Here is a 23589-nt window from a genome sequence, read left to right as displayed (position 1 = left end):
CGTCATTCATAAAATCATTTTTATTACATCGTTCAGGGATATATATTCTCCGGTTAAAAAAAGCGCGATAACCGGATTGCCCAGTATCGTTGCAGCGCTCATGGAATAGAGTCCCATGCGAGCAGAAACTATAATAAATAGAAATAAAGCAGGGGTAGCAGCCCAAATAAATCGCTCCATAACCACCTCCTGATCTCGATTTTGGATATATAAAATTATAAGAGCCAATGCAGTCATATTGGCAATCGAAACAAAACGCCCCCCCGAAGGAAGTGAGCTAAACAGGTTGGCAACCCCATAAAACAGCAAAGTATAGGAATACAGCTGCAGCCAACCCCTGTTATTGGCAAAAAAGTATCTCCCTCTTATAAAAAGAATGACGAGAAATCCCATAACCGACCACTTTAGAGCTCGTCCATACCACATGGCATACCAAACCCTGTTTTGTTCTGATTCTTCACGGAAAGACTCCACTTTGTTTTCTGACCGATAACTCTCGGAACGTTCCTGGATAATTTCGGGAGCATAATTTTCCACTACATTATTAAATACCTCGATATTGATCTCAGAGACAAAAAATGTTGCCAGAAAAAACGTGAAATAGATCGCCATTCTGTTACCAAGAAGGATATAGGCAAACAGTACACCTACGGGTACGATAAAAGCAAAGTGCATAACAATAGAAAGCGAGGCTATGACAGCGCCGCTTTTTTTGCCCTCGAAAAGATATGGAAGCAAACCATAAATAAAAATATGAGCGGCGGTCCACATTCGGAAACCATTCATGTTCCAAATCGGTATCACCAAGAAAAAGCAAACAAGCAACAGAATGGTTATGGGTTTTATTTTGTCTTCTAACCGTTCCAGCACATACCAAATATTCCGGGAAAAGAAAAAACCAAAAATAATGCCGTACACCAGCGTAACCACTGTCTGACTGTCTGTGATTCGCGACAGCGTAATGGCTATAAATGTTCTAACAATATCTACTTCACCACTTTGAAGGTAATAGTTTAAGGCATCGGACAACGTCATTTCCACATTATGTAAGTGTTCTACTTCAGCCACATAGCGAACAATATCACTCCCATCATTTTCCGCTCCAATGGCAAAAGTAAAGCCGTAAAAAGCCACAAACGCCCACAATATATTTTTTCCCCAACTGCTCTGGTAGTTTTTAAATGCGGAAACTACTGCCAGAAACGGCCAAATTAAGAAGATAAAGGCCGCATAGAAACCGGTTTTTTCGTTTGTTTGTTTCATTGAATTTCACTGTTTTTCGAGAGCTCTAAAAAACGATTGCACACATTTTCAATCCGGTACTTTGCCATATCCTGATATTGGTGCTTATGGCTGTAATTTCCGTTCAGAAATTCATCAATTATCTTTTTATTAATGTCTGAACTTCCCACAGAAAGTACGGGTCGATTTGTTATATAGTAATCGATCAATTTGCTCGGCTGCTGAAGAGAAGTATTGTTTTCAAAATTAATCAGGAAATCCATCCCGGATAATACTTTTAATAATTTTTTCCGTGGAATATAATCCCGAATTTCAATTCTTCCATTTTCAGAGGTCATATACGGTTTAATCAGATCACGGTTTTTTGTATAGAGAATAAATTTATACTCCTGGTTAAGGCTTGTAAGATATTCTAAAAATGACCGTGGATCCCGGCCTCCCGGGATCAACCCCCCGGCATAGGCAAAAGTGGGAATCGGATGAGCAGGGCCACAAGATTGATCTATCTCGTCAAATTCGAATCCCTGGGGAATGACTCTGATTTTGTGGTGAAATTCGGGATAATATCCTTCCTTGGCTTCTTCCAGTGGTATTGTGATATAATCTGCCTTTCTACAGAAATATTTTTCGATATATTTGAAATAAAACAATTTATCAAAAGTATCCAATGCAGCACCCATGTAGGGATCACCACAGTCGGCGGCCCATACCTCCGCTATACGGTGGCTTTTGTTTCTTGCTTTGGCTACCCCCCAGTGAATAGGATGGGGAACTGCTATTGAAATAAGCAGATCGTAGCCAGATTCTTTTTTTAGTGCCTTCTGCACCCGGTACACTAATTCGATATCGGGATACTCAAAAAGCTGAAGGAGTCCCCTTCGCACTGCCCGCTTGAATAAGCTAACCAACCCGGAACTGTTACTCAGTTCAATCCTGGGTAATCGAAGCGGTCCCAGATCTTTGATTACAACACCATATTCCTCTTCAAATGGTATATGGAACTCATCGTTTTTTATGGTCAGCAGTGTAACCTTATGTCCCTGCCGGGCAAACTCTTTTACCAGCTCCGTAGTGCGAAACGAACGCGGGGAATTCATCGGGTAAAAAGAGCGACTGACAATTAAAATGTTTTTAAAATCCTGCATCGAATGTCTTTTTGTTATTTCTATAAAGTTTCTCCATCTGATTTCTTGTCTTCCATACATAGACTATGGCCGACAGGCGATGATAGCAATATATTATCGGATTAACCCGATGCCTCAGCAAATCCGGGAGCATACTTATCGTTTTTATAAAAGCTTTCGGTATTGCAACAGGACCATGCATCCGGTAATCGACGCCGCCCTCTACCCATATCTTTCTTTTATCGTATTTGGGAATGCCTTTGGAAGTACTCTCATAAGGATGTTCAACAATGAATTTTGGGAAAAAAACAACTTTCAACCCCGCATTGATACAATCATGCAGGAAAAGCTTCTCGTCATTTCCAATGAGCAAAGGCTGGCCGGCCCCGAATCTTTCGTCAAACAAAATTTTTCTTTCTTTTATTTTATCCACCCTGAAAGCAATTTGAACGGTTCCCACACATGGAGCGTGCTGATATTCAATTATTTTATCAGGGTATTTTTTGTATTCAGGCTCTCCGGCAGGAGTCCGGATTTTAAAAATAGCAACATCGACAGCACTGTTTTGCCGGAATGTTTTCCTGACCGCATCAATATCAGAATCCCGGTAGGTAACATCGTCATCCGAAAACAGTGCTATATCGCCGTCCGCTATCGCAATAGCGTTATTCCGGGATTTAGTCACCCCCCGGCCTGCAATATGCGATACAGTAATATCTTCTCTCTCTAATTCAGCAGGAACGTACTTATACTTGTCGTCTGTATACTGATGGGAAACAATATAGCTGACATCATTTCTCGGGCTCAGCACTACATTCCCCACCCGGTCAATCCCTTCATCAATCGTCGATATTAAAATATTTACCTTCATAGCTATTTATCAGCTTTCTTTAATTCAAAACCGAACAGTTTGAAAAATTGCAGGAACAGTTCTCTCACAAGATTTTTGAAGAACCAGCCGGTTTTGAATGGTATTTCCAGCTCTTCAAGTATTTTTATTTGCTCCCTGAACTTTGATATTGATTTTTCATCCACAAAATTCCTGGCCAGCAGGATATAAAACAGATTCACTTTCTGAGAAAGCCTTCTTTTATATTCCTCCTCAGTCAAAAAATAGGGACCGTATTTCAGTTGAAAGGCCAATTCCCCGTGAATAGAGGCAAAGGATTCTTCTGCCAGTGTATTCGTAACACTGTTCTCGTGGAGACGTGTGTAGGTCAGCACCTGGTGGACAAAGCCAAAGTCAGACTCTTTTAAAAGATCGAGACAGGCACCTGTATCGGACGACAGGAACGATTCATCATACATCTTCTCTCTTTTGCGGATCAACTCCGATCGAATGAGAAGTGATGAGGGAGAGCCAAATTTGGAAAAGCCATACAAAAGATATTTTCGGGCGATCTCCCGGCCGGAATTAAAATTGCTGGGATATGGCAGGCCATCCAATTCAACTTTATTCCCATCCAGCCGGTACGCACTTACGATGCCCACACTCGGGTATTCTTCGGCCACCTCCACCATGCGGGACAAACATTCGGGGAACAGCCAGTCATCCGCATGCACTACTTTGCAATATTTGCTTTCCGGGGATATCTGTCGGAAGGCGTGATTCAGGTTTTCCATCTGGGGCAGGAATTCCTCGTTATTGTGAATTCGTATCCGGGAATCCAGGGCCGCATACTCTTTTATAATCTCCAGGGTACTGTCGGTACTCTTATTATTAACCAGTACATACTCCCAGTTGTCGTAATCCTGCTTAAGCACGCTTTCAATACACTCCCGTAAAAATTCCTCTCCGTTGTACGCTGGCGTTAGGACGGACACAAACGGTTCTTCCTCTTTTTTGATGGATTTTCCCTGCTTCAGGCTTGTTTGAGTAGTCATTTGATCGATCTGTTAACTGAATTTTCTAAATACAGGTTTTACAGAAGGGCCCGCGAGATATTGATGTACCCCCTCTTCCAACGCTTTTCTATAAACCGACAACGCTTTCCTGATCCCCCGCAACGTGAATGCGATATCCTCTTCGGTATGGGCGTAACTCACAATCAGGGAGGGCATCAGCAGCCCCTGCTTAATCGTTTCCTGCAAAAAAAGTGTCCGAAAACGTTGGGATGGCCGGCAGTTTCGATTGTTCGTCCCGTATACCATGCAGCAGGGATGCCCGCTCAAGGTAAAATACCCCTCAAGGCCCAGGTCACTAATAATATCCGATAATCCCCCCTTCAGTTGCCTACCGATATCCCAGAGATAATCGACTACGTTCTCTTCACGGTAAATATTAATCGTTTCAATAGCAGCAGCCAGGGAGCCGGTTTCTGCACCGTAGGTTTGCGACAACAGAAAAACTCGCTCTTCATCATGATGTATTCCCCCCGCCTTCATATATTCTTCTTTCCCGATCAGCGCTGATATGGGGAAGCCATTGCCCATGGCTTTGCCAAAAGTGCTCAAATCAGCCTCAATATCATAATATTGCTGAGCGCCATTCAGATGCCACCGGAAGCCGGTAATAATCTCATCAAGAATAAACAGGGCGCCATTATTGTGACAAATTTCTTTCGTTTTATGGAGAAAAGAGTCCTCCGGATCTTCATATTTGGCCGGCTCCATGATCAGGCAGGCGATTTCACCGGGATAGCGGTCAAACAGCGACTGAACACTTTCTATGTCGTTATACGTAAAATGAACGCTCAGATTCCGTACCTGATCGGGTATGCCGGCATCCATGGGAGTCGTACCGATAAACCAATCATCTACAGAGAAGAAAGGTTGGTTCGATGGCACGGCAACCTTGTCCCTGCCGGTATAGGCACGTGCCAGTTTTATCGCCGCACTTGTGACATCCGATCCGTTTTTTCCGAACTTGATCATATCGCCATGCGGCAGCAGCGAAAGCATCTCTTCTGCCAGCTGAAGCTCAAGAGGCGACGGCCTTAGAAAGTTAATCCCCTGCAAGGCCGCTTCATGTGCTGCATTAGCGACTCGTTTATTCCCGTGTCCCAGCGTAACGGAGCGGAGTCCCATGCCATACTCGATAAATTCATTGCCGTCCACATCCATTACGTGACATCCTTCGCCGCGGCATATGAAACCGGGCGAATTTTCAGGGTATTGATCATCCCCTTTGGCATAGGTATGACAACCGCCCGGTATAATCTGGTGGGCTCGCTTTCGTAGCCTGTTTGACTCTGAAAAACTCATTTGCGTTGATTCGACGTCAGCGAAATCAACATTAACGATATTAATATTACTCATTTGTCCTCTCATAATGTTTAACACTTTATTTTCTATTATAGAACCGTGCCAACAGCACTTTTCATTGGATCTACTTAATCTGAACCGCTCTCCTGTATTTAAAACCTCTCTTAGTTATACGTGCTTCTTACGGCTTCCTCAATTCTGGTTACTGTTTTCAAACAAAATATCAACATCAATACCTGTATCAGGTCTTATGGTTGCCAACAATTCTATCTAATACTGATTTAATCCTCGAAATAATTTGCCGGTAAAGAGAGCCGTTATACCTCCGGAGGTCCATTTTTGTATCAAAACGATAGCCTAATTTATTAGCCAGTTCAATAGTCTGCGGATGGGCATAAATGTCCTTCCAGTCTATTTCGACAGTAGCCTTATGATGATGCCTGTCATAGGGTATTTCCGTCGCTTCTAATATTTTACCATCGTAACCAAGTCCCATAAACGAGAGTAATTCGAGCAACGTAATACGGCGAATCTCCTTATTCTCTTCAAATAAATTTTCAAACTTGAGAGAATAAAAAGGAATATTCGGAAAGCGGTATTGAATTTCCCGTGCCCGGAGATTTATTTCTGTCCAGTAGTAAAGCGCCTTTTCAAAGAGGGTTAATCCTTCCCAACTCTCCTTGTATTCAGACAGTAGCGCGGATTCATCAAAGGGATTTAACTCCAAATTTTCAAACCGGTCCCTTATTTTGCCCGTATACCAGTTGTGAGTAACCATGGAAGCAGCTACCTTAATCGGGTTTCGATATAAATGCACAAGCTTTAAGTTCCCTCTGAATTGCCTGTACAACTCGGGAACACCCGCAATACTCGGCCAACCGATCTCTATATAGTTCATATGATCAGTTGTATCTTCAATAAAATCCAGGTGCTTATGTAACGTACTGTTATCCTCCGGTTCGACCGGCGAATGATATCGGCCCAGATTAACTTTCGGTCTATACCCCTTTCCCACGGGTTCATGCAACACAATAGCTTCGCCGGCATAAACTTCGCTTAAGTTTTTTTGCAACCACTGGGTACCGCACCTCGGCGTACATAAAAATACGACTACAGGATGTATCCTGTAGGTCTGGCTGACTTGAGAATATGTCGATTTACGGGTCTCCATTATAGTACCATCTTGCGGTTGTAAAATGCTTCCGCATGCTTTGATGCTGATGCACACTCCACTCCTCTTATTCGCATTATTGACGTCAATAATGTCTCATCAAACCACTGTTTGTCACTCTGACTTTGAAAGCTCTCAACAATAATTTTCTTTTTTTGCTCTATATACTGTTCAGTAAGAGGGACAAAAAAATTCGGCTTTCCCAGGTCTCCGTCATATTTTGGTATTTCATACTCAAATATGAGATGATTCCTAAAAGTATTCCATGTCAGCTCATTGATAAGGCGGTGATCCTGGTGCCAGTCGTGCCGGTAGTGCGTAAATATGAAATCCGGTGTAATCCTTTCTTTTATTGCCTCAAATTCATCTTTAAGCGTACTCCATACGGAGGGCAAATAGCCATCTGTGTAATCAAAGACCTGTACATCCACATTCGATACTGATGTTAGAAATTGTTCTGCACTTGTAACAGCTTCTTTTTTTCGAACTTCATTGGAACTGAAGACCACCCACATAATCCGGTCTATTTTGTAATCTTCGATCATTTTTAGCAGCGTACCTCCGCACCCGATTTCGATGTCATCACAATGGGCCCCTAACAACAATAGTGAAAGTCCTTTTTCCGGGGGTACCGAAAATGTTGCGTTCAGCATAATTCCTTTACTCCGTTTTGTGCTACTCTATTATTTTCGGACCAGACCTTCCAGGGCGTTTTCCCCTCTGCATACAGATCATCCAGGAGTTGCTTGTCCTTAAACGTATCCATGGCGGCCCAAAAGCCATCATATTTATACCCGTACAGCTGATTAAGCCGGATAAGCCGCTGAAAGGGCTCAACGACCAAATCCTCTCCCTCTTTCATGTAGTCAAAAATCTCCTGCTTAAAAATAAAGTACCCGGCATTGATCCATAGTCCTGACTGTGAAATGGGACTTATACCGTTCACTTCACCGTCGTCTTCCAAGTCGACCACATGAAAGCTCTGGGTAGGCTGATAAGCCAGGAAACTGCCAATCTTGTCGATGCTTTTAAAATTGTCGATCATCTTATCAAGCGGCAGATCAGATAAACCGTCTGCGTAATTTGCCAGAAACATATCCTCACCTTCGAGATAGGGACGTACTTTCATGAGTCGTTCCCCCACACTTGAGGTCATTCCCGTATCGACAAAGGTAATGTTCCAGTCATCCAGATCACTGTTCAGCAATTTAACTTCTCTTCCCCCGTCATTAAGTATAAAATCATTGGAGGTGTACTCCTCATACTCAACAAAATATCGTTTTATATAATCTCCTTTATACCCCAGACAAAGAATAAAATCTTTATGTCCAAAATGAGCATAATACTTCATTACATTCCAAAGCAAGGGACGGTAACCCAGCTTTACCATCGGTTTGGGTACTTTTTCAGAGTAATCTCGCATCCGCATGCCCAAGCCGCCACAAAACAGTACAACTTTCATATCTTTGCTGATTTTTAATTAAATAATAACAGGTGCGGGAATAGGTACAATAAATTTACCTCCCCAGTCACGCACATACTTTATTTGCTGCATAATTTCATCCTTCAGATTCCAGGGAAGAATAAAAACAAAATCCGGTTTTGTCTCCCTGATCTTGTCGGGATGAAAAATCGGAATCAGGGAACCCGGCAGATAATACCCCTGTTTATTGGGGTTTCGATCAACCGTATAATCGATAAAATCTCTCCTGATGCCACAATAATTCAGCAGCGTATTGCCTTTACCGGGAGCCCCGTAACCCACTATGGTCTTGTCTTGTTTTTTTAAATCGATCAACAATTCCAATAGATCCGTTTTTGTCTGCCGTACACGTTCATCAAATCCTCTATAAAAATCTATGTCGAGAAACCCTTTCTCCTTTTCAATCGAGACCATCTTTGCAACCTTATCACTCACTTGATAATCCTGGTTAGATTCCCGCGTCACAAAAATTCTTACAGATCCCCCATGCGTACTCAATTCCTGTACGTCAAAAATTTTCATTCCGTGCTTTTTAAAAATCGACGCTATGGTAATAAGTGAGAAGTAGAAAAAATGCTCGTGGTAAATCGTATCAAACTGATTATTCTCAATGAGCTGAAGCAGGTGCGGGAACTCGAACGTCATAATTCCTTTATTACCCAACAGCATATCCAGTCCCTCGATAAAGTCATTGATTTCGGGAACATGAGCCAAAATATTGTTACCCAGTATCAAATCCGCTGACTTGTATTTCTTTTGAAGCTCACTGGCCGTTTCTTTACCAAAAAACAGCTGCTCGGTGGGAATCCCCTTCTCAATAGACACCTTTGCTACATTGTCCGAGGGTTCCACACCAAGAATCGGAATTCCTTCCTTTTTGAAATATTGCAACAGGTAACCGTCATTACTGGCTATTTCAACGACAAAGCTCTCCTGGTTAATCCCATAGTTGTCCCTCATCATTTCAACATATTCCTTCGCATGTGCTAACCATGAATCAGAATAGGATGAGAAATAATAATAATCCGAATAAATTTCCCGGGGGCTTACATACTCTCCCACTTGCACCAAAAAGCACTCATCGCATACATAGGCATGCAACGGGTAGAATTGTTGACCGTTGTTAATATTCTCCGGTTTTACAAACTCCTCGCACAGGGGTGATGTCCCTAAATCCACAAAGGTATTCTCGAGTGAACTTGAACAATTAAGACATTTATTATTATTGGTAGTTGTTGATTCATCCATCATGTCATCAATAAACTTACTTCGTTTTGAACCGGATGCCCCCTGCTGCCAACCATCCTATTCGGTTGAATCGCGTCCTGCATCCATTCTATTGAATACAATAGTTATGCCAATTTGATATGTGGGCTGAAGATTAGTAGATCCTATCGTTCAAATACACCCGAAAAGAGCATGGAGGGCATTTATATTTGTAAGAAAAGAACGAGAGGAAATTGTAGTAAAAATATAACAAGGGGAACGGGTAATTTTTCAGGTTCAACTATGAAAGAATTACTCAACCATGCTGTCCCCGGATTCAGCGAAGCGGTATGACAAGTCCAGCCGTTTAAATATTGATGTTTTATTTAAAGAACGATCACAAAAAGGTGTCATTCGGTTGGTGGAGCTCCCCTGAACTTCGGCGTTCGACATACAAAGGCTATTTGTTTTAACTGTGTAAATAGCTTTAGCCGTGCGTAAAAATCGCCCAATATGTATAGGAGAGATAAAAAAAAGGCTATTTCTAAGCTGCACAGGATGTTTCAACTGACGGGTTAATAGGTGGCACACTTTTTGACCTTGTATGGGTACTTCTAATAATAACAGGCTATCTATATGGCAGCCAATAAATACAATAATACTATCATGTTTAAAAATAGTACGTTAGCAATTACAACTATACTGATGGGGATTCTATTTGCTATCTCGGCATGTAATGCTCCCAGCACTGATACCGGTATCGAAGAAAGCTTCGAGCAAATAAAAGAAGTTACTCCTATCACTGGTGCAGAAATCGAAAGTATGGAAATAAAGAAAAAAGACAACCAGGATAGTTTCCTGACCGTTCGGCTGAATGACGGCGTTGAGAGAGAGGCCTGGTGTATCGAATGGAATGAGGAAGAAGCCTTTGGTATCCAAAACGGAGCCAGACTTTATTCTACAGCTGGTCACGAATCATGGAAAAAGTTAAACTATTTCATGAGCATTAAAGACGATCTCAGAGCCAGTGACCCGGAGCTAACCGCAAAGGAAATACAGGTCATTATCTGGTCGCTTATCGATAGTCCGCCATTTGATGTGGATAAGATCTCCGGGTATGATGAAATTGATCCACGCGTATATAAGGATGGAACGCCTCTTTTTGATGTCCAAAAAGTAAAGGATATCGTAAGCCGGGTAGAAACCGATCTTGCCTCTGCTAAAAATAAAAAGAAGAACAGTGGACAGGGAGTAACCGTTATCGAAAATGACGGTCAAACGATCATTACCGCTGATGAAACTGCATTTGCCGTCAAAACCACAACAGCGAATGGTCAAACAGTAGTGGACAATACCTCCTCGTCCTGTTTCGACGAGACAATCATACCGGGTGTCTCTTTTAACAGATGGGGGTGGACAAACGGTACATTATCCGATCCGAGTGGAGATCTTACGTATGACATTTATGCCGGTGCTGGACAGTGTGATCTGAACAAAGGCACGCGTGTTGGTGAACTTATCGTAAATTACTCGAACGGAACTCTCACCGTCACCTATAAGATGACCGAGACAGGATTTACCGGGAATCTGTATACGCTTTCCGAAACCCATCTTTATGCCGGCAGTGATCCCTATGCTTCAAATAAAGGCAGCGGCAACTTTACGGTGGCCCCGGGACAGTATGGAAACCAGGAAAACCACAATGATATCACGGAATACACCTATGAAATAGAGGGGTTATCCGGGGACATCTACTTTATTGCTCATGCGGTAGTAAACGGTTTTAACCCGAATGCCGATTAAATAGCTGAATAATCCGTCCATAACCAGGGATACCAAATATCTAAAGGGATTCAAAGACCACGCTTTGAATCCCTTTTTTATGTCAACGAACCTCTTCAAGAAGATCGACCTCTATAAGAGCATCGGCCGCCTGCCTGATGGCCTGAAAACTCATCCCGGCTCTTTCAGCGATATCCAACAAGCTGTGGTTCCCATCAGAAAGGTTGAGTACCCAGAGGATGGCCAGCTGGTTGACTTCGCTCTCTGTATCGCCCCCTGTCAGTTTGTACAGTCCTCGTTTCCCCAGGTTCGGTTCACATTTGGGATTCAAATTTAAATACGTCCCGTTGTTTTCTATGACCTCTGCGATACGCCTTAATTTTGACAAAGAGTCCGCAAGCGCTTCAGGCTCCATCAGCTCAAGATTATCGGCAGAAGTATGATACTCCGGAAATTCCCCGAACGGAGTTCGCATAAAACAGCCAACCGGCAGGTCAAATGCCGGCGAGCAATATTGACGCTCGTCATAGCCATAAGGCGTAAAATCCCGCACCTCGTAGCTTTCCGCCGACTCGGCCAATACCTGTTCAACAATGCGGTCGACTTCAGCTTTGCCCTGTCGACTTTTTTTATAGGTGATCGGACCGGCGTCGCCAACACAGGATAAAACGAGCCCGTATTTTATATGTTGGGTTTTATCCTCATTCCGGGCCAGCCAGGCAATAGAACCGATAGTACCGGGAATAAACAGGAAGCGGTAAGAATATCGGAGATCTTCTTGTAACAGCTGTTGCGCTAAATGCACAGCCACGGATATACCTGATAAATTATCATTACACAGGGAAGGGTGACAGATATGACACGATATGATCACTTCATCCGGCGTCTTTCCCTTGATGAACAGCTCCCCATGCGTCATGCTGCCCTCTTCCAGCGCAGCGTCTATGTAAACATGATAATCGCCTTCCTCCAACTTCATCAGCTGATGATGGGATAGACAGAATCCCCAGTCCTCCTTGTAATACGAGGTTCTATACGGGATCAGGTCAGGTTGATCGGGAAGCGTATAAAGATGGTTCTTTAGCTCATCAAGCGATACTACCTGGTCGACCGGGATACTATAATTCAGCACATGCAGGTTTGAATCATCAAAATCGACCACTTTCTCTCCGTTGGAATTTTTAATCCATGCGTCTTTGATATTCCACTCTTTTGGTATGGTCCAGTCAAAGACCTGAGTGCCTGTCGGAAGTTCCTGTATTTGAACAGGAATGTAGTTTTGTACAATTTGCAGGGATTTTCGTACTCCATTGCCTGTAATGCTTCTGCAGATCGGGTATAATTCTTTTATTAATCCAAGTAAGCTCTCTTCCTGTTTCAAGAAATCCGTTTAGTCAACGTTTGTTTATGAAGTAAATATTCAAAACCCTCCCGAGACTTTGAATATATCAATGCTGCAGCGTTCTTGGGAGCGGAAAAGCGGTAAAATACCCTTCCCCCGGTTCTGTAATTATTTCATCCCGGGGTTCAGGGAAATGCATCTTTTGAATTTTAAATTAACTATACCCAATAGAGATCCTTGGTCAGCTGCTGTGTTTCCAATAAATGTTTGAGCTGCTTAAGCCGGGTATATGGATTCGCATTAAAGATCTCTTCGTCCATGTCAATCTTCTTGAAGATCTCGTAGAGCTCGGCGGCTCCCCTCTCTGCGGTATATTCGCAGGAAAAACCCGGCAAATTGCTATTGATTTTATCAAAAGATACACGATAGCTCCGGTTATCTCCACCGCTATCACCAAAGGTAGTTTTACACCCCGGGAATGCTCTACCGACGATCTCGGCAATCTCCCGCACTCTGAAATTTTCTTCGGTATCTCCCACATTGAATATCTGCTTGTGCACCGTTTCTTTCGGAGCCTCGAGGGCGCACCCAATAGCTTTGCTGATATCTTTTACATGGACAAGCGGTCTCCATGGCATACCATCGCTGATCATCTCGATAACACCTGTGGTCCATGCAAGGCCGGACAAATTGTTAAGTACGATATCAAACCGCATACGGGGAGAAGCTCCATAGGCCGTAGCATTTCTCAGAAAGGTCGGTGAAAAATGCTCATCAGCCAGTTTCGATACATCACGTTCAACCCTGGTTTTACATTCAGCGTACGCTGTTTGCGGATTTAGTTCTGACTGCTCGGTTTTGTACTCACTATTCCCGGTACCATACACGCTGCATGAGGAAGCATATATGAATCGCTCGATTCCTGCCTGTTTACACAGGTTGGCAATGTTTACGCTCCCTTTGTGATTTATTTTATAGGTGATCTCGGGATTTAGCTTGCCCAAAGGATCGTTTGATAGTTCGGCAAGATGGACTACAGCGTCGAACCCCTCCAGGTCCTCAAGGCTGATATTTCTAAGATCCTTGTGGATGTAGGAGGGATATACTGTTTCGCCATTGTTAAAAAGCCACCCGGCCCGGTAAAATCCCGTATCAAGCCCTGTTATGTCATGTCCTTTTTGTATGAGATAGGGACCAAGAACTGAACCGATATACCCGTCTGTACCCGTTACTAAAACTTTCATATGAATATGTATTTTATACTCTCTGTTATAATTTATCAGCCAAAGTAATCTTTCCATGTAGTAAATTCATCCCCGTAAAAACAACATAAAGGGACAAATGAATCTTACCTGTCAGATACTAAAGCCAATCATTTATTGTCATTATTTGAAACTAACCAACTTGTTCGATTAGCACAGTTGTTTTAATTCAAAAAACGTGCCAATTCAATATTGACCACCCAAAACCTACTTTAAGCCGTCTGCCATGCCTGTTGGAAGGTACTGTATATCCTGCTACTCCAGTATTTTGATAGATTATTGAGTAATTATTACTCGGGCTGTCTGGGATTTCTTACCTCACACACCAACGGATAAAAGCGGGTGTGGAATATTTTTTTTATATGAATGGAATCCCCCGGCCAAAGATAAAGCTGTGCTTTGGAAGTGCTGGCAGTTTCGATGCGACTCAACAGGTAAAGTGACCTCATTTACTTCTGGGTCACGGGATTCATGAGAACACATTATCGATGGGATATAATAGAAACAGGCCGGGTATCAACTGTTAATCGATGCCACAAAATGTTTAAACCGCCTGAATCTTCTGATCAAAAGACCTCGTAACCTCAGATATCGGGTCAGACCAATCATCCTGATGAAATATCGTTCAACCCAGTGTGTCTTAATGCAAGAACTTGATAGATAGGTCGCTATACACGTGTCCCCTGCCTCTGCTGTTTTACCGTGGAGTCTGAAGTACGAGGATAACCTGCGTATAATAAGATACTTAAAATACCTGCTTTTCTCCGGATATTCCTCGCACATATTTTCCAGATGCGCTATTAATTTAAGACTCGCACCGGGACTGGAATAGGTGCTTTGACCCTCATGTATCCTGTATGCCCCCTTCGTCTCCCCTATCCCGTAAAACCGGCAGCCCGCCATTAACATTCTGAACCACAGGTCATAGTCCTCCATATTTCTAACTTCATCCTTCTCACTGTAACATCCGACCCTGACAACATCCTCCCTGGTTGCTATAACGGATGAATTCGGAATGGTTATCGTCCCGGCCGCCAGTAAAAACAAGGCCCGGAATCCCCGGTACACTCCGGTGCCGCTGCCAAGATCACGATTCAAATAGTTACCCTTGTGGTCAATACGCCGGAGCCTGGAGAAAACCAGAACAATATCCTTTTTCTCCGATAACACTTTTACCTGTGTCTTGAGTTTGTCGACATCCCAGAGATCATCGGCATCCAAAAAGGCCAGGTATTCCCCCCCGGCCTTTTTGATTCCGAGATTCCGGGCGCTACCCTGGCCTCCATTTTTTTTATAGAAGTATTTTATCCTTGGATCATTCAGATATTTTTGTATAACCTCTTTCGTACGGTCTGTACTTCCATCGTCCACCAGCAACAATTCCCAGTTCTCATAGGACTGTTCTAACACGGACTGAATGGTCTCACCAATATAATCTTCAGCATTATATGCCGGTACTATGATGGATACTTTGGGATTGGAATTACTCATAGACGCTGATGTACCCATCTCTTATCGGATGCAAGTTGTAAACAGTTATGTTTGTACTGTTCAGGGGAGTCCATTTTAACTCTACGAACCGTTGCTTGGTTTTAGCGGATAACGGTTTAATGCCCCTCGTTCATGTGCTGAAAAGCTCCCCTAACATGATATATCCTCCCCGCACCGAAAAGTTCCCTCATCCCACCGATTCATTTTGTAAATCCGGGAACCTGTCAAAACGAGTAACATATACTACGATTTCGTCGCACTTGCCCATGTCCCGAGCTCCTTTCGGTAAATTGGTGCGCTATTCGCCTGATAAGCACTGACATCCGACTTGGATCATCTGTCTCCCGCATACCCAAATCCGACAAACTCCTATGCTTTCCAGATTTGCTTTTCGTTCTTTGGCTCTATGTTTTTCATTGCATTCCTGGTATCGATAATGAGATCATTCCAGTCCGCCAGCTGCCGGTAATCGATGTCGGAATGATTGGTAGAGATAACGACCGCATCAAAACCAGAAATAGTTTCTTTATCCCATGCCACAGATTCCAACCCGGTCCATTCGGCATGCTCCCGGGTTTCATGTATTCTCGGGATATAGGGGTCATAGTACGACACTTTCGCTTCATATTCACTGAGCAGATCCATCAGCCTGAAGGTAGGCGACTCCCGCAAATCATCTACATCCGGCTTATAGGCAAGCCCGATAATCAGGATACTACTGCCGTTGAGCGGGAGCTGATGAGCGTTCATTGCTTTGATCGTTTGCTCTATCACATAGCCTGGCATACTCGTATTGATCTCGCCCGCCAGCTCAATAAAACGCGTGTGCTGTTCAAATTCCCTGGCTTTCCAGGTCAGATAAAAGGGATCGATGGGGATACAGTGTCCCCCCAAACCCGGTCCCGGGGTAAATTTCATAAACCCAAAGGGCTTGGTCGCCGCCGCATCCAATACTTCATGCACATCGATATCCATTTCCTTGAATACCACTTTGAGTTCATTAACCAGCGCAATATTTACCGAACGAAAAATATTTTCGGTCAGCTTTACCGCTTCGGCGGTCCTGCTGTTGGAAACCGGAACCGTCTCAACGACAATGGAGTCGTACAGCTCCGTGGCAATATCCAACGCATCCGAACCGTGGGCACCCACCACTTTCGGGATTCCCGCAGTATTGAACTGGGGATTCCCGGGATCTTCGCGTTCCGGGCTGTAAGCCACAAAAAAGCCTTCACCCGATGTCATACCTGTCGCTTCTTCAAGGATGGGAATAATCAGCTCATCTGTTGTCCCGGGATAGGAGGTGGATTCTAAAATGATCAGCTGTCCTTTTTGCAAATGCTTGCCTATGGTACGGGTCGTCTGTTCCACATACTGCATATCCGGCTCCCGGTAGGCGTTCAGCGGTGTCGGCACGCACATAAGTATCACATCCATTTCCGCGAGCCCCGTAAAGTCCACGGTGGCGGAACACTTATCAGACCCTGCAAGCTTACCCATCATTTCCTTGCCCAGGTGCTTTATATAGGGGGTCCCACTGGCTAAATTATCGGTCTTTGTCTGATCAACATCAAAACCTGTGACCGGAAATCCCTCCTCGTGAAACGTCCATAACAGGGGCAGTCCCACATATCCCAGCCCGACAATACCCACCCGGGCTTTCCGTCTCCGAATACGGCTGATAAAATTATCTCTAAGGTCAGAAACTCCCTCTTCTGTTACATTATACCCGTTTTTAGAACTTCGCAATCCTTGAATAGTCTTCATTTGTCTTGTTATCTACGTTAATTTCTTGTTGGTCTTCCCGAATCATATCTTCAATCAGCTCGTCAAAAGTGAACTTCGGATTCCATCCCAGCTTCTCATGAGCCTGTGTGGCATCTCCGATGAGCAAGTCCACTTCAGTGGGACGAAAATAGCGGGGATCGATCTCAATAACAGTGTCGCCGGTTTCGGCATTAATACCCTTTTCATCGATCCCTTCCCCTATCCATTCCAGGCTGATGCCCGCATGCCGGAAAGCACGTTCACAGAAATCCCGGACCGTATGGGTTTCTCCGGTAGCCAGCACAAAATCTTCGGGCTCCTCCTGCTGCAGCATCAGGTACATTCCCTCAATATAATCTTTCGCATGTCCCCAGTCCCTTTTCGCTTCGAGGTTTCCAAGGTAGGTCTTCTCCTGCAGTCCGGCCGCAATACGAACGGCCGCCCGCGTGATTTTCCGGGTTACGAACGTTTCCCCCCGCACCGGGGATTCGTGGTTGAACAGTATCCCATTCACGGCATACATATCGTAGGCCTCCCGGTAGTTGACTGTAATCCAGTACGCATATAACTTGGCTACCGCATATGGAGAGCGCGGATAAAAGGGCGTATTTTCCGTCTGAGGTACTTCCTGTACCTTGCCATACAGTTCGCTGGTCGATGCCTGGTAAAATTTGGTCTTTTGTGTTAATCCCAGAATCCGAATAGCCTCCAGAAGGCGTAGTACGCCCAGGGCGTCGGTATTGGTCGTGTATTCCGGAGCGTCAAAAGATACCTGAACATGACTTTGAGCCCCCAGGTTATAAATTTCATCGGGCTGAATATCCTGAATAATACGGATCAAATTCGTAGAATCCGTCAAATCACCGTAATGCAATTCAAAAGGCAGATCTTTTGTGTGAGGATCCTGATAGATATGATCTATTCTGCCGGTATTGAACGAACTGGATCGTCTTTTTATGCCGTGGACCTCATAGCCTTTTCGGAGTAAAAACTCAGCTAAATACGATCCGTCCTGTCCGGTAACACCGGTTATTAATGCTACTTTTCTTTCTTCCAAAATAACCTCTTATTTATATTTTATTAAACTTTTGAGCGTCTTGAAGCGACTTTTCATACTATGATACAGCCACTTCATTTAATTCGTTTTTGATTTCAAGGAACCTGTGATAAGCTATCGCAAGCCCTTCCCCCAAGTCGGTTTTATGACGCCAGCCTTCGGCCTGTATTTTTGAGACATCCAGCCGTTTTGCTGGTAATTCATCCTCTGATTTCGCACGGTCCCAGATAATTCCTCCCCGGTGTCCTGTAACTTCCTGAATCATATGGGCCAGCCTTTTCATTGATGGGTCTTCCCCGGTCCCGATATTATAGACACCCCCTCCCAGTTTTGCTTCGACAGCAAACAGTATCGCATCTGCCAAATCCCGCACGTTCAAAAATCCTACCCTGTCTGTAGCGGTACCGGATAGCCTCACCGTCTCTTGCCCACGCTCCCGGGCGTCATGGAATTTACGAATCATGGCCCGGATCACCTTCGAACCGGCAGAGTCAACATCCTCTCCCGCTCCGTACAGGTCAGCGGGTATCAAGGCCGTATAATTCCGGCCATACTGCCTGTTAAAAGTCTCACATAACTTTATACCGGCCATCTTTGCGATGGCATACCACTGATTGGCAGGCTCCAGGGATCCCGTAAGCAGGTACGGCTCCCTGAGAGGCCGGGGAGCAAACCTGGGATAAAAACAGGAACTGCCGAGAAAAATAAGCTGGTCTACATCATTCTTATGCGCTGCATGGATCATATTATTCTGGATGGCCAGCTTATCGTACAAATATTGATAAGGATGCTGGTCACGGGCTAATTCCCCCTCGACCCTTCCGGCAGTCAGCACGATGGCATCCGGGCGCTCCCGTCCGACAAAATCTTCAACATCTTCCTGATTTCGGAGATCTAATTCGCTGCTCGATTTCGTAATAATGTTCGAATACCCTTTGTCGCGGAATACATCCATAACGCTGGATCCTACCGTGCCTGAATGTCCCGCTACGTAAATTTTTATTTCATTCATCTCTCTTCAAATAAATACAGATCTATATTTAATACAGCACTACATCTAACGGTTTCAACTTATATGAACCGTGTTACTTTCACTACAACAACTGTGCCATATAAAAAAACCACCCAGGGTCATTAAGATCGGTTTTGCCCACACAATGATGAGTAATTACTCTATAGCTCTGATCTACCCTGTGCAATAATGTTACAGGTATCAATCTCCGGTTTACCGTCGTTCCGTTTCAAATAACCTCTTATGCTCTACTTGCCTGCATTTATTATCAATGTTATCCGGATAAACTTTTAAGAGTACCAAAAAAGAAATTCGGGTTTAAAAGAAGACTTGCGGTTCTTTTAGAACATGGTAACTTTAAGTATGATGAGTTCGAGATAAAAATCTCACCGCTTATAGGAAGCACTGTTTCATTCCTGTCATCCGACTAATACGGGAATATCTCATCCATGGCAGAAATATTCCTCTTGTGGTGCTTCTGCAAAGGGATACGACGTCTCGGCAAACTCGATATGATGGCAGGAAGGGAAATTCGAGACCAGGGGTGATCAATAGCATATCGAACTCATATCATCACAAGTGTTTCGTAAAAAAGGATCGGTATGGGTATTCCTAATACACTCGAACGGGGACGAAAGGCTTTCCGGCAGCAGCAGTGGGCGGATGCTTACACCCTCCTTTCGTCGGCCGACCATGCTCATCAAATTGAGCCTGAAGATATAAGACGACTTGCCGCAGCGGCTTACCTGACAGGCAAGGTATCCGAAAGTCCAGAAATATGGGCACGTGCCCATCATGAATACCTGGAAAATGATAAGAAGCGGCAAGCGGCCAACTGTGCATTCTGGCTGGGAATAATATTGTTCAATCAGGGAGAAAAAGTGCAGGGCAGCGGTTGGATGGCCAGGGCCGCCCGTTTGATCAGCGATCTCCCCCAAAAATGTGTCGAGGAGGGATTGCTGTTGATTCCCAAAGCACTGCAGCACTTGGGTGAAGGAAAACCGGAGAGAGCATATCATTATTTTAGCAAAGCCGGCGAAATAGGCGAGCAATTTGACAATCAGGACCTCATTACCCTGTCCCGGCTTGGTCAGGGACAGGCCCTGATTTATCAAAAGAAGATAAACAAAGGAACGACGCTGCTTGATGAGGCCATGATAGCGGTAATTTCCGAGGAAATATCACCCATAGTGGCCGGGCTTGTATACTGTGCTGTAATAGAGACCTGCCAAAAGATTTATGATTTGCAGCGTGCACAGGAATGGACTGCGGCTTTGAGCCGCTGGTGTGACTCTCAGCCGGACCTTGTGCCCTATCGGGGACAATGCCTGGTACGACGTGCAGAGATCATGCAATTGCATGGAGAATGGACAGAGGCTATGGACGAAGTTCACCGGGCATGTACTTTACTATCGGAATCTACCGGAGAACCGGCTGCCGGGGAAGCGTTCTATCTGCAGGCTGAACTCCACAGATTGCAGGGAGATTTTACCGAGGCCGAAAAGAACTACCGTCACGCCAGCAAGTGGGGACGAAAACCACAGCCCGGCCTGGCTCTTCTGCGGATGGCCCAAGGGGAAGCTGACACCGCCGAAGCAGCCATCCGACAAGCTGAAGAAGAACAAAAAAATCCAATGGTACGGTCAAAGATTCTCCCTGCATATATCGATATTATGCTTGCAGTGGATGATATCAAGTCCGCTCAAGCCGGTGCGGCGGATCTATCTGAAATAGCGGGAGAATTTCAGGCGCCTTTTCTACAAGCCATGGCTATTCGGGCAGAGGGGAATATTATTCTTAAAAAAGGAGAGCCGCAGAAAGCGCTCGACAAACTACTCGATGGCTGGTCTGCACTGAAAAAAATTGGAGCATCCTATGAATCGGCTAAAACCCGCATGCTTATTGGCCTTGCTTACCAGAAACTCGGGGATAAAGACAGCGCCGAGATTGAGCTTGAAGCTGCCCGGGGGACATTTCAACAGCTTGGAGCCACGTACGACCTTTCAAAAATGGATTCCTTCGTCCGGCATACTTCATCGGGCGATCATACCCATGGACTTACATCCCGGGAATTGCAGGTTTTACGCTTAGTTGCCACCGGAAAGACCAACAGAGAGATAGGAACAGAACTGTATATCAGTGAAAGGACGGTGGACCGGCATGTAAGCAATATATTAGCCAAACTGAATGTGCCATCGCGTGCCGCCGCTACCGCCTACGCTTATGAGCACGAGATGATTTGACTCCATGCCAGATACCAGTTGATGGATACCGGAACTTCGTCCTCCAGGCGACATCCGGTATCTTGTATCTGGTAATGGGTGATATTACCCATATCTGCATTTAATTTAAATTGAGTATTCTCACCGATTCGGACTTGCCATCAACGGCATATCTTACCTCTGAATTACAACTATTATATATAACAAATAGAATGGAGGTAACATGAATGCGCTATCTGCTGTGGATCAGGATAACCGGCATCACAAAATAACTGATAACCGGAGCCGGCTCCTCGCCTCTAATCCTGTAGCAGAGCGGAGGATCGACCTCGCAGGAATATCGACGGCTGTGCTTGTCGGTGGTGAAGGTCCTCCGATAGTACTACTGCACGGGCCCGGTGAGACATCCCTCTGGTGGATACGAATCATTCCACAACTCATAAAAACAAATCGTGTGATCGTCCCCGACCTGCCGGGACACGGTTCTTCCAGAGTTAACAGTAATACACTGGAGGCAGACCTCGTATTCCAGTGGCTCAGCGAGCTGATTGAACAAACTACCTCTTCATCCCCCGTATTGGTGGGCCACTTGCTCGGCGGTTCTATCGCCGCCCGCTTTACGATTAAAGACGAGGAGCAGGTTAGCAGACTGATACTCGTAAATTCGTTCGGCCTGGGAAAATTCAGACCGGCTCCCGGCTTTGCTCTCAGGTTAATTCATTTCATGTTGCGGCCGACGAGGAAAAACTATGACCGTTTTCTTCCACAATGCATGTACGATGTGGATCATCTGCGCCGACAGATGGGAGAAAAATGGGACCCGTTCCTTGAATATAATCTTGAATGTGCCCGTGATGCGGAACAAAAAGCCGCTTTGCGCATCCTGATGCAGGAGGTTGGTATTCCGAAAATCTCCTCCAGGGATCTGGCCCGTATTACCATCCCTGCGGCCCTGATATGGGGACGGCATGACCGGGCTAACAAACTGCATATTGCCAGAGAGGCAAGTGAGCAATACGGTTGGCCGCTGCATGTCATAGATGAAGCCCGCGACGATCCCAAGCTGGAACAACCTGATGTCTTTGTGGGCGTACTCAATAACATTATCAATACAACATGAGGCATATATTATGTCAACCAACTCAGAACAAAACACAGGTAAGAAGATAAACAAGTTGCAGCAACAGGTAGCGACTGAGGAAACGTACAGCCTGAAAGTGCCTGAAAATTACGAGCGTTACTTTGTCCCGGTGATCGGTAAACCCCTGGCCAAAGAGCTCCTCGCTCACGCGTCACTGCAAAAGGGCGAGCGAGTTCTGGATGTGGCTTGTGGCAGCGGCATCGTGGCGCGGCTTGCCTCCCGGAAGATCGGCCAAACCGGTTCCGTCACCGGTCTTGACATGAATCCCGGCATGCTGGCGGTAGCTCGCTCAACCACGCAGGAGACCGGCCCAATCACGTGGCGGGAATCGGGTGCCGAAGCGATGCCGTTTCGTGATAAAACATTCGATGTCGCGCTGTGCCAGCTTGGCCTTCAATTTATGGAGGACCAGTCCGCTGCCCTGAAAGAGATGCAACGGGTGCTGGTCACCGGCGGTCGCCTTACCCTGAATGTGCCGGGACCAGCAGGACCCGTCTTTGCTATCTTTGCGGAAGCTATGGAACGGCATATCGGTACCCGGGCCGCGGAGTTTATACATCATGTATTTTCACTCGACAGTACAACCCGGCTTCGTCAACTCATCAGCAAGGCCAGCTTCAGGAATATAGAGATTCATCCCAGGAATAAGATGCTCCATCTCCCTGCACCGAAAGCGTTTTTCTGGCAGTACATTCACAGCACCCCATTGATTGATGTGGTTTCAGGAGCGGACAAAAATGCCCGGGAATCCCTGGAGCAAGAGGTTACGAGCAAGTGGCGGGATTTTGTACAAGATGACGGTACCCTGGCGTACTCGCAGCGTATTATTTTAGCAAGCGCTGTAAAGTGACTTATTATGGTTTGCGAAATCACATTCTTCCCTGTTGTAAAGTTCATGCTTCCGGCAGTCAGCCGTACTGAGCAGACGCAGGGAACGTCAGAGGACTCAAATCCGACGATAGAATCTTTTTCGTTCGAATAGCAGTCTATTAAAACCAAAAAAGCACAGAATCTTCCAGATTCGATGGACTCGCAGCAGATTTTGCTAAGCCTGACAGGGCTCTTCGCCCGTTTCAACATTTC

Annotated in this window: 19 protein-coding genes; 4 read left to right on the top strand and 15 right to left on the bottom strand. The window is 45.0% G+C overall.

Annotated features, from left to right (window positions below; all coding sequences use genetic code 11):
* Positions 1-6: 6 nt before the first annotated feature.
* The 9 genes from BUB16_RS00430 to BUB16_RS00390 form a co-directional block, all read right to left on the bottom strand.
* Positions 7-1263, bottom strand: coding sequence for an EpsG family protein (locus BUB16_RS00430; RefSeq protein WP_073058847.1), 1257 nt, complete (start codon positions 1261-1263; stop codon positions 7-9).
* Positions 1260-2387 (bottom strand): glycosyltransferase, encoded by a 1128-nt coding sequence (locus BUB16_RS00425; RefSeq protein WP_073058846.1) that lies wholly within the window; start codon positions 2385-2387, stop codon positions 1260-1262. The genes BUB16_RS00430 and BUB16_RS00425 overlap by 4 nt, the downstream gene beginning before the upstream one ends.
* Complete coding sequence (locus BUB16_RS00420; protein WP_073058845.1) at positions 2374-3237, bottom strand: glycosyltransferase family A protein; 864 nt, start codon at positions 3235-3237, stop codon at positions 2374-2376. Before BUB16_RS00420 ends, BUB16_RS00425 begins: the two co-directional genes overlap by 14 nt.
* Positions 3238-3239: 2 nt before the next feature.
* A complete protein-coding gene (locus BUB16_RS00415) occupies positions 3240-4250 on the bottom strand; it encodes a glycosyltransferase family 2 protein (protein WP_073058844.1) in 1011 nt (336 codons plus the stop codon).
* A 12-nt stretch (positions 4251-4262) separates the two neighbouring features.
* Positions 4263-5624, bottom strand: coding sequence for a glutamate-1-semialdehyde 2,1-aminomutase (locus BUB16_RS00410; protein ID WP_211483039.1), 1362 nt, complete (start codon positions 5622-5624; stop codon positions 4263-4265).
* A 187-nt stretch (positions 5625-5811) separates the two neighbouring features.
* Positions 5812-6741, bottom strand: coding sequence for a sulfotransferase domain-containing protein (locus BUB16_RS00405; RefSeq protein ID WP_084087920.1), 930 nt, complete (start codon positions 6739-6741; stop codon positions 5812-5814).
* Positions 6741-7394 (bottom strand): PIG-L deacetylase family protein, encoded by a 654-nt coding sequence (locus BUB16_RS00400; protein WP_073058842.1) that lies wholly within the window; start codon positions 7392-7394, stop codon positions 6741-6743. The genes BUB16_RS00405 and BUB16_RS00400 overlap by 1 nt, the downstream gene beginning before the upstream one ends.
* Positions 7388-8203, bottom strand: a complete 816-nt coding sequence (locus BUB16_RS00395) for a sugar phosphate nucleotidyltransferase (protein WP_073058841.1) — start codon at positions 8201-8203, stop codon at positions 7388-7390. Before BUB16_RS00395 ends, BUB16_RS00400 begins: the two co-directional genes overlap by 7 nt.
* 18 nt (positions 8204-8221) lie before the next feature.
* On the bottom strand, positions 8222-9472 hold the full coding sequence (locus tag BUB16_RS00390; RefSeq protein WP_073059130.1) for a class I SAM-dependent methyltransferase: 1251 nt from the start codon (positions 9470-9472) through the stop codon (positions 8222-8224).
* A 594-nt stretch (positions 9473-10066) separates the two neighbouring features.
* Here BUB16_RS00390 and BUB16_RS00385 point away from each other — a divergent pair.
* Positions 10067-11233 carry a hypothetical protein gene (locus BUB16_RS00385; RefSeq protein WP_073058840.1) on the top strand — a complete coding sequence of 389 codons (1167 nt, stop codon included), beginning with the start codon at positions 10067-10069 and terminating at the stop codon, positions 11231-11233.
* An 82-nt stretch (positions 11234-11315) separates the two neighbouring features.
* On the opposite strand, the gene BUB16_RS00380 is transcribed toward BUB16_RS00385, so the two are convergent.
* The 6 genes from BUB16_RS00380 to BUB16_RS00355 all read right to left on the bottom strand — a co-directional run bounded on the left by BUB16_RS00380 (position 11316) and on the right by BUB16_RS00355 (position 19143).
* Positions 11316-12593, bottom strand: coding sequence for a DUF4910 domain-containing protein (locus tag BUB16_RS00380; protein ID WP_073058839.1), 1278 nt, complete (start codon positions 12591-12593; stop codon positions 11316-11318).
* Positions 12594-12772: 179 nt separating this feature from the next.
* On the bottom strand, positions 12773-13798 hold the full coding sequence (locus BUB16_RS00375) for an NAD-dependent epimerase/dehydratase family protein (protein ID WP_073058838.1): 1026 nt from the start codon (positions 13796-13798) through the stop codon (positions 12773-12775).
* Between the two features lie 534 nt (positions 13799-14332).
* On the bottom strand, positions 14333-15325 hold the full coding sequence (locus BUB16_RS00370; protein WP_084087918.1) for a glycosyltransferase family 2 protein: 993 nt from the start codon (positions 15323-15325) through the stop codon (positions 14333-14335).
* 351 nt (positions 15326-15676) lie between these two features.
* Complete coding sequence (locus tag BUB16_RS00365; protein ID WP_084087917.1) at positions 15677-17074, bottom strand: nucleotide sugar dehydrogenase; 1398 nt, start codon at positions 17072-17074, stop codon at positions 15677-15679.
* On the bottom strand, positions 17043-18134 hold the full coding sequence (gene gmd, locus BUB16_RS00360; protein ID WP_073058836.1) for a GDP-mannose 4,6-dehydratase: 1092 nt from the start codon (positions 18132-18134) through the stop codon (positions 17043-17045). Before gmd ends, BUB16_RS00365 begins: the two co-directional genes overlap by 32 nt.
* A 55-nt stretch (positions 18135-18189) precedes the next feature.
* Complete coding sequence (locus BUB16_RS00355) at positions 18190-19143, bottom strand: NAD-dependent epimerase/dehydratase family protein (RefSeq protein ID WP_073058835.1); 954 nt, start codon at positions 19141-19143, stop codon at positions 18190-18192.
* A 602-nt stretch (positions 19144-19745) separates the two neighbouring features.
* Between BUB16_RS00355 and BUB16_RS21995 the strand changes: the two genes are divergently transcribed.
* The 3 genes from BUB16_RS21995 (at position 19746) to BUB16_RS00340 (ending at position 23356) form a co-directional block, all read left to right on the top strand.
* The gene (locus BUB16_RS21995; protein ID WP_073058834.1) at positions 19746-21386 is read left to right on the top strand and encodes a helix-turn-helix transcriptional regulator; all 1641 of its coding nucleotides are present in this window, start codon (positions 19746-19748) and stop codon (positions 21384-21386) included.
* A gap of 202 nt (positions 21387-21588) precedes the next feature.
* On the top strand, positions 21589-22485 hold the full coding sequence (locus BUB16_RS00345; protein WP_073058833.1) for an alpha/beta fold hydrolase: 897 nt from the start codon (positions 21589-21591) through the stop codon (positions 22483-22485).
* Positions 22486-22495: 10 nt separating this feature from the next.
* Complete coding sequence (locus BUB16_RS00340) at positions 22496-23356, top strand: class I SAM-dependent methyltransferase (protein WP_170864229.1); 861 nt, start codon at positions 22496-22498, stop codon at positions 23354-23356.
* Positions 23357-23589 lie beyond the last annotated feature (233 nt).

The sequence above is a fragment of the Fodinibius roseus genome, assembly GCF_900129315.1.
Lineage (GTDB): Bacteria > Bacteroidota > Rhodothermia > Balneolales > Balneolaceae > Fodinibius > Fodinibius roseus.
Note: the sequence above shows the minus strand (reverse complement) of the source record. Positions and strands in the feature narration are given on the sequence as shown.

Coding starts and splice junctions, on each gene's coding strand:
- BUB16_RS00355 (WP_073058835.1), bottom strand. CDS start 19,143: ATGAATGAAATAAAAATTTACGTAGCGGGACATTCAGGCACGGTAGGA.
- BUB16_RS00340 (WP_170864229.1), top strand. CDS start 22,496: ATGTCAACCAACTCAGAACAAAACACAGGTAAGAAGATAAACAAGTTG.
- BUB16_RS00370 (WP_084087918.1), bottom strand. CDS start 15,325: ATGGGTACATCAGCGTCTATGAGTAATTCCAATCCCAAAGTATCCATC.
- BUB16_RS00410 (WP_211483039.1), bottom strand. CDS start 5,624: ATGAGTAATATTAATATCGTTAATGTTGATTTCGCTGACGTCGAATCA.
- BUB16_RS21995 (WP_073058834.1), top strand. CDS start 19,746: ATGGGTATTCCTAATACACTCGAACGGGGACGAAAGGCTTTCCGGCAG.
- BUB16_RS00390 (WP_073059130.1), bottom strand. CDS start 9,472: ATGGATGAATCAACAACTACCAATAATAATAAATGTCTTAATTGTTCA.
- BUB16_RS00420 (WP_073058845.1), bottom strand. CDS start 3,237: ATGAAGGTAAATATTTTAATATCGACGATTGATGAAGGGATTGACCGG.
- BUB16_RS00425 (WP_073058846.1), bottom strand. CDS start 2,387: ATGCAGGATTTTAAAAACATTTTAATTGTCAGTCGCTCTTTTTACCCG.
- BUB16_RS00415 (WP_073058844.1), bottom strand. CDS start 4,250: ATGACTACTCAAACAAGCCTGAAGCAGGGAAAATCCATCAAAAAAGAG.
- BUB16_RS00345 (WP_073058833.1), top strand. CDS start 21,589: ATGAATGCGCTATCTGCTGTGGATCAGGATAACCGGCATCACAAAATA.
- BUB16_RS00405 (WP_084087920.1), bottom strand. CDS start 6,741: ATGGAGACCCGTAAATCGACATATTCTCAAGTCAGCCAGACCTACAGG.
- BUB16_RS00385 (WP_073058840.1), top strand. CDS start 10,067: ATGGCAGCCAATAAATACAATAATACTATCATGTTTAAAAATAGTACG.
- BUB16_RS00395 (WP_073058841.1), bottom strand. CDS start 8,203: ATGAAAGTTGTACTGTTTTGTGGCGGCTTGGGCATGCGGATGCGAGAT.
- BUB16_RS00365 (WP_084087917.1), bottom strand. CDS start 17,074: ATGAAGACTATTCAAGGATTGCGAAGTTCTAAAAACGGGTATAATGTA.
- BUB16_RS00375 (WP_073058838.1), bottom strand. CDS start 13,798: ATGAAAGTTTTAGTAACGGGTACAGACGGGTATATCGGTTCAGTTCTT.
- BUB16_RS00400 (WP_073058842.1), bottom strand. CDS start 7,394: ATGCTGAACGCAACATTTTCGGTACCCCCGGAAAAAGGACTTTCACTA.
- BUB16_RS00430 (WP_073058847.1), bottom strand. CDS start 1,263: ATGAAACAAACAAACGAAAAAACCGGTTTCTATGCGGCCTTTATCTTC.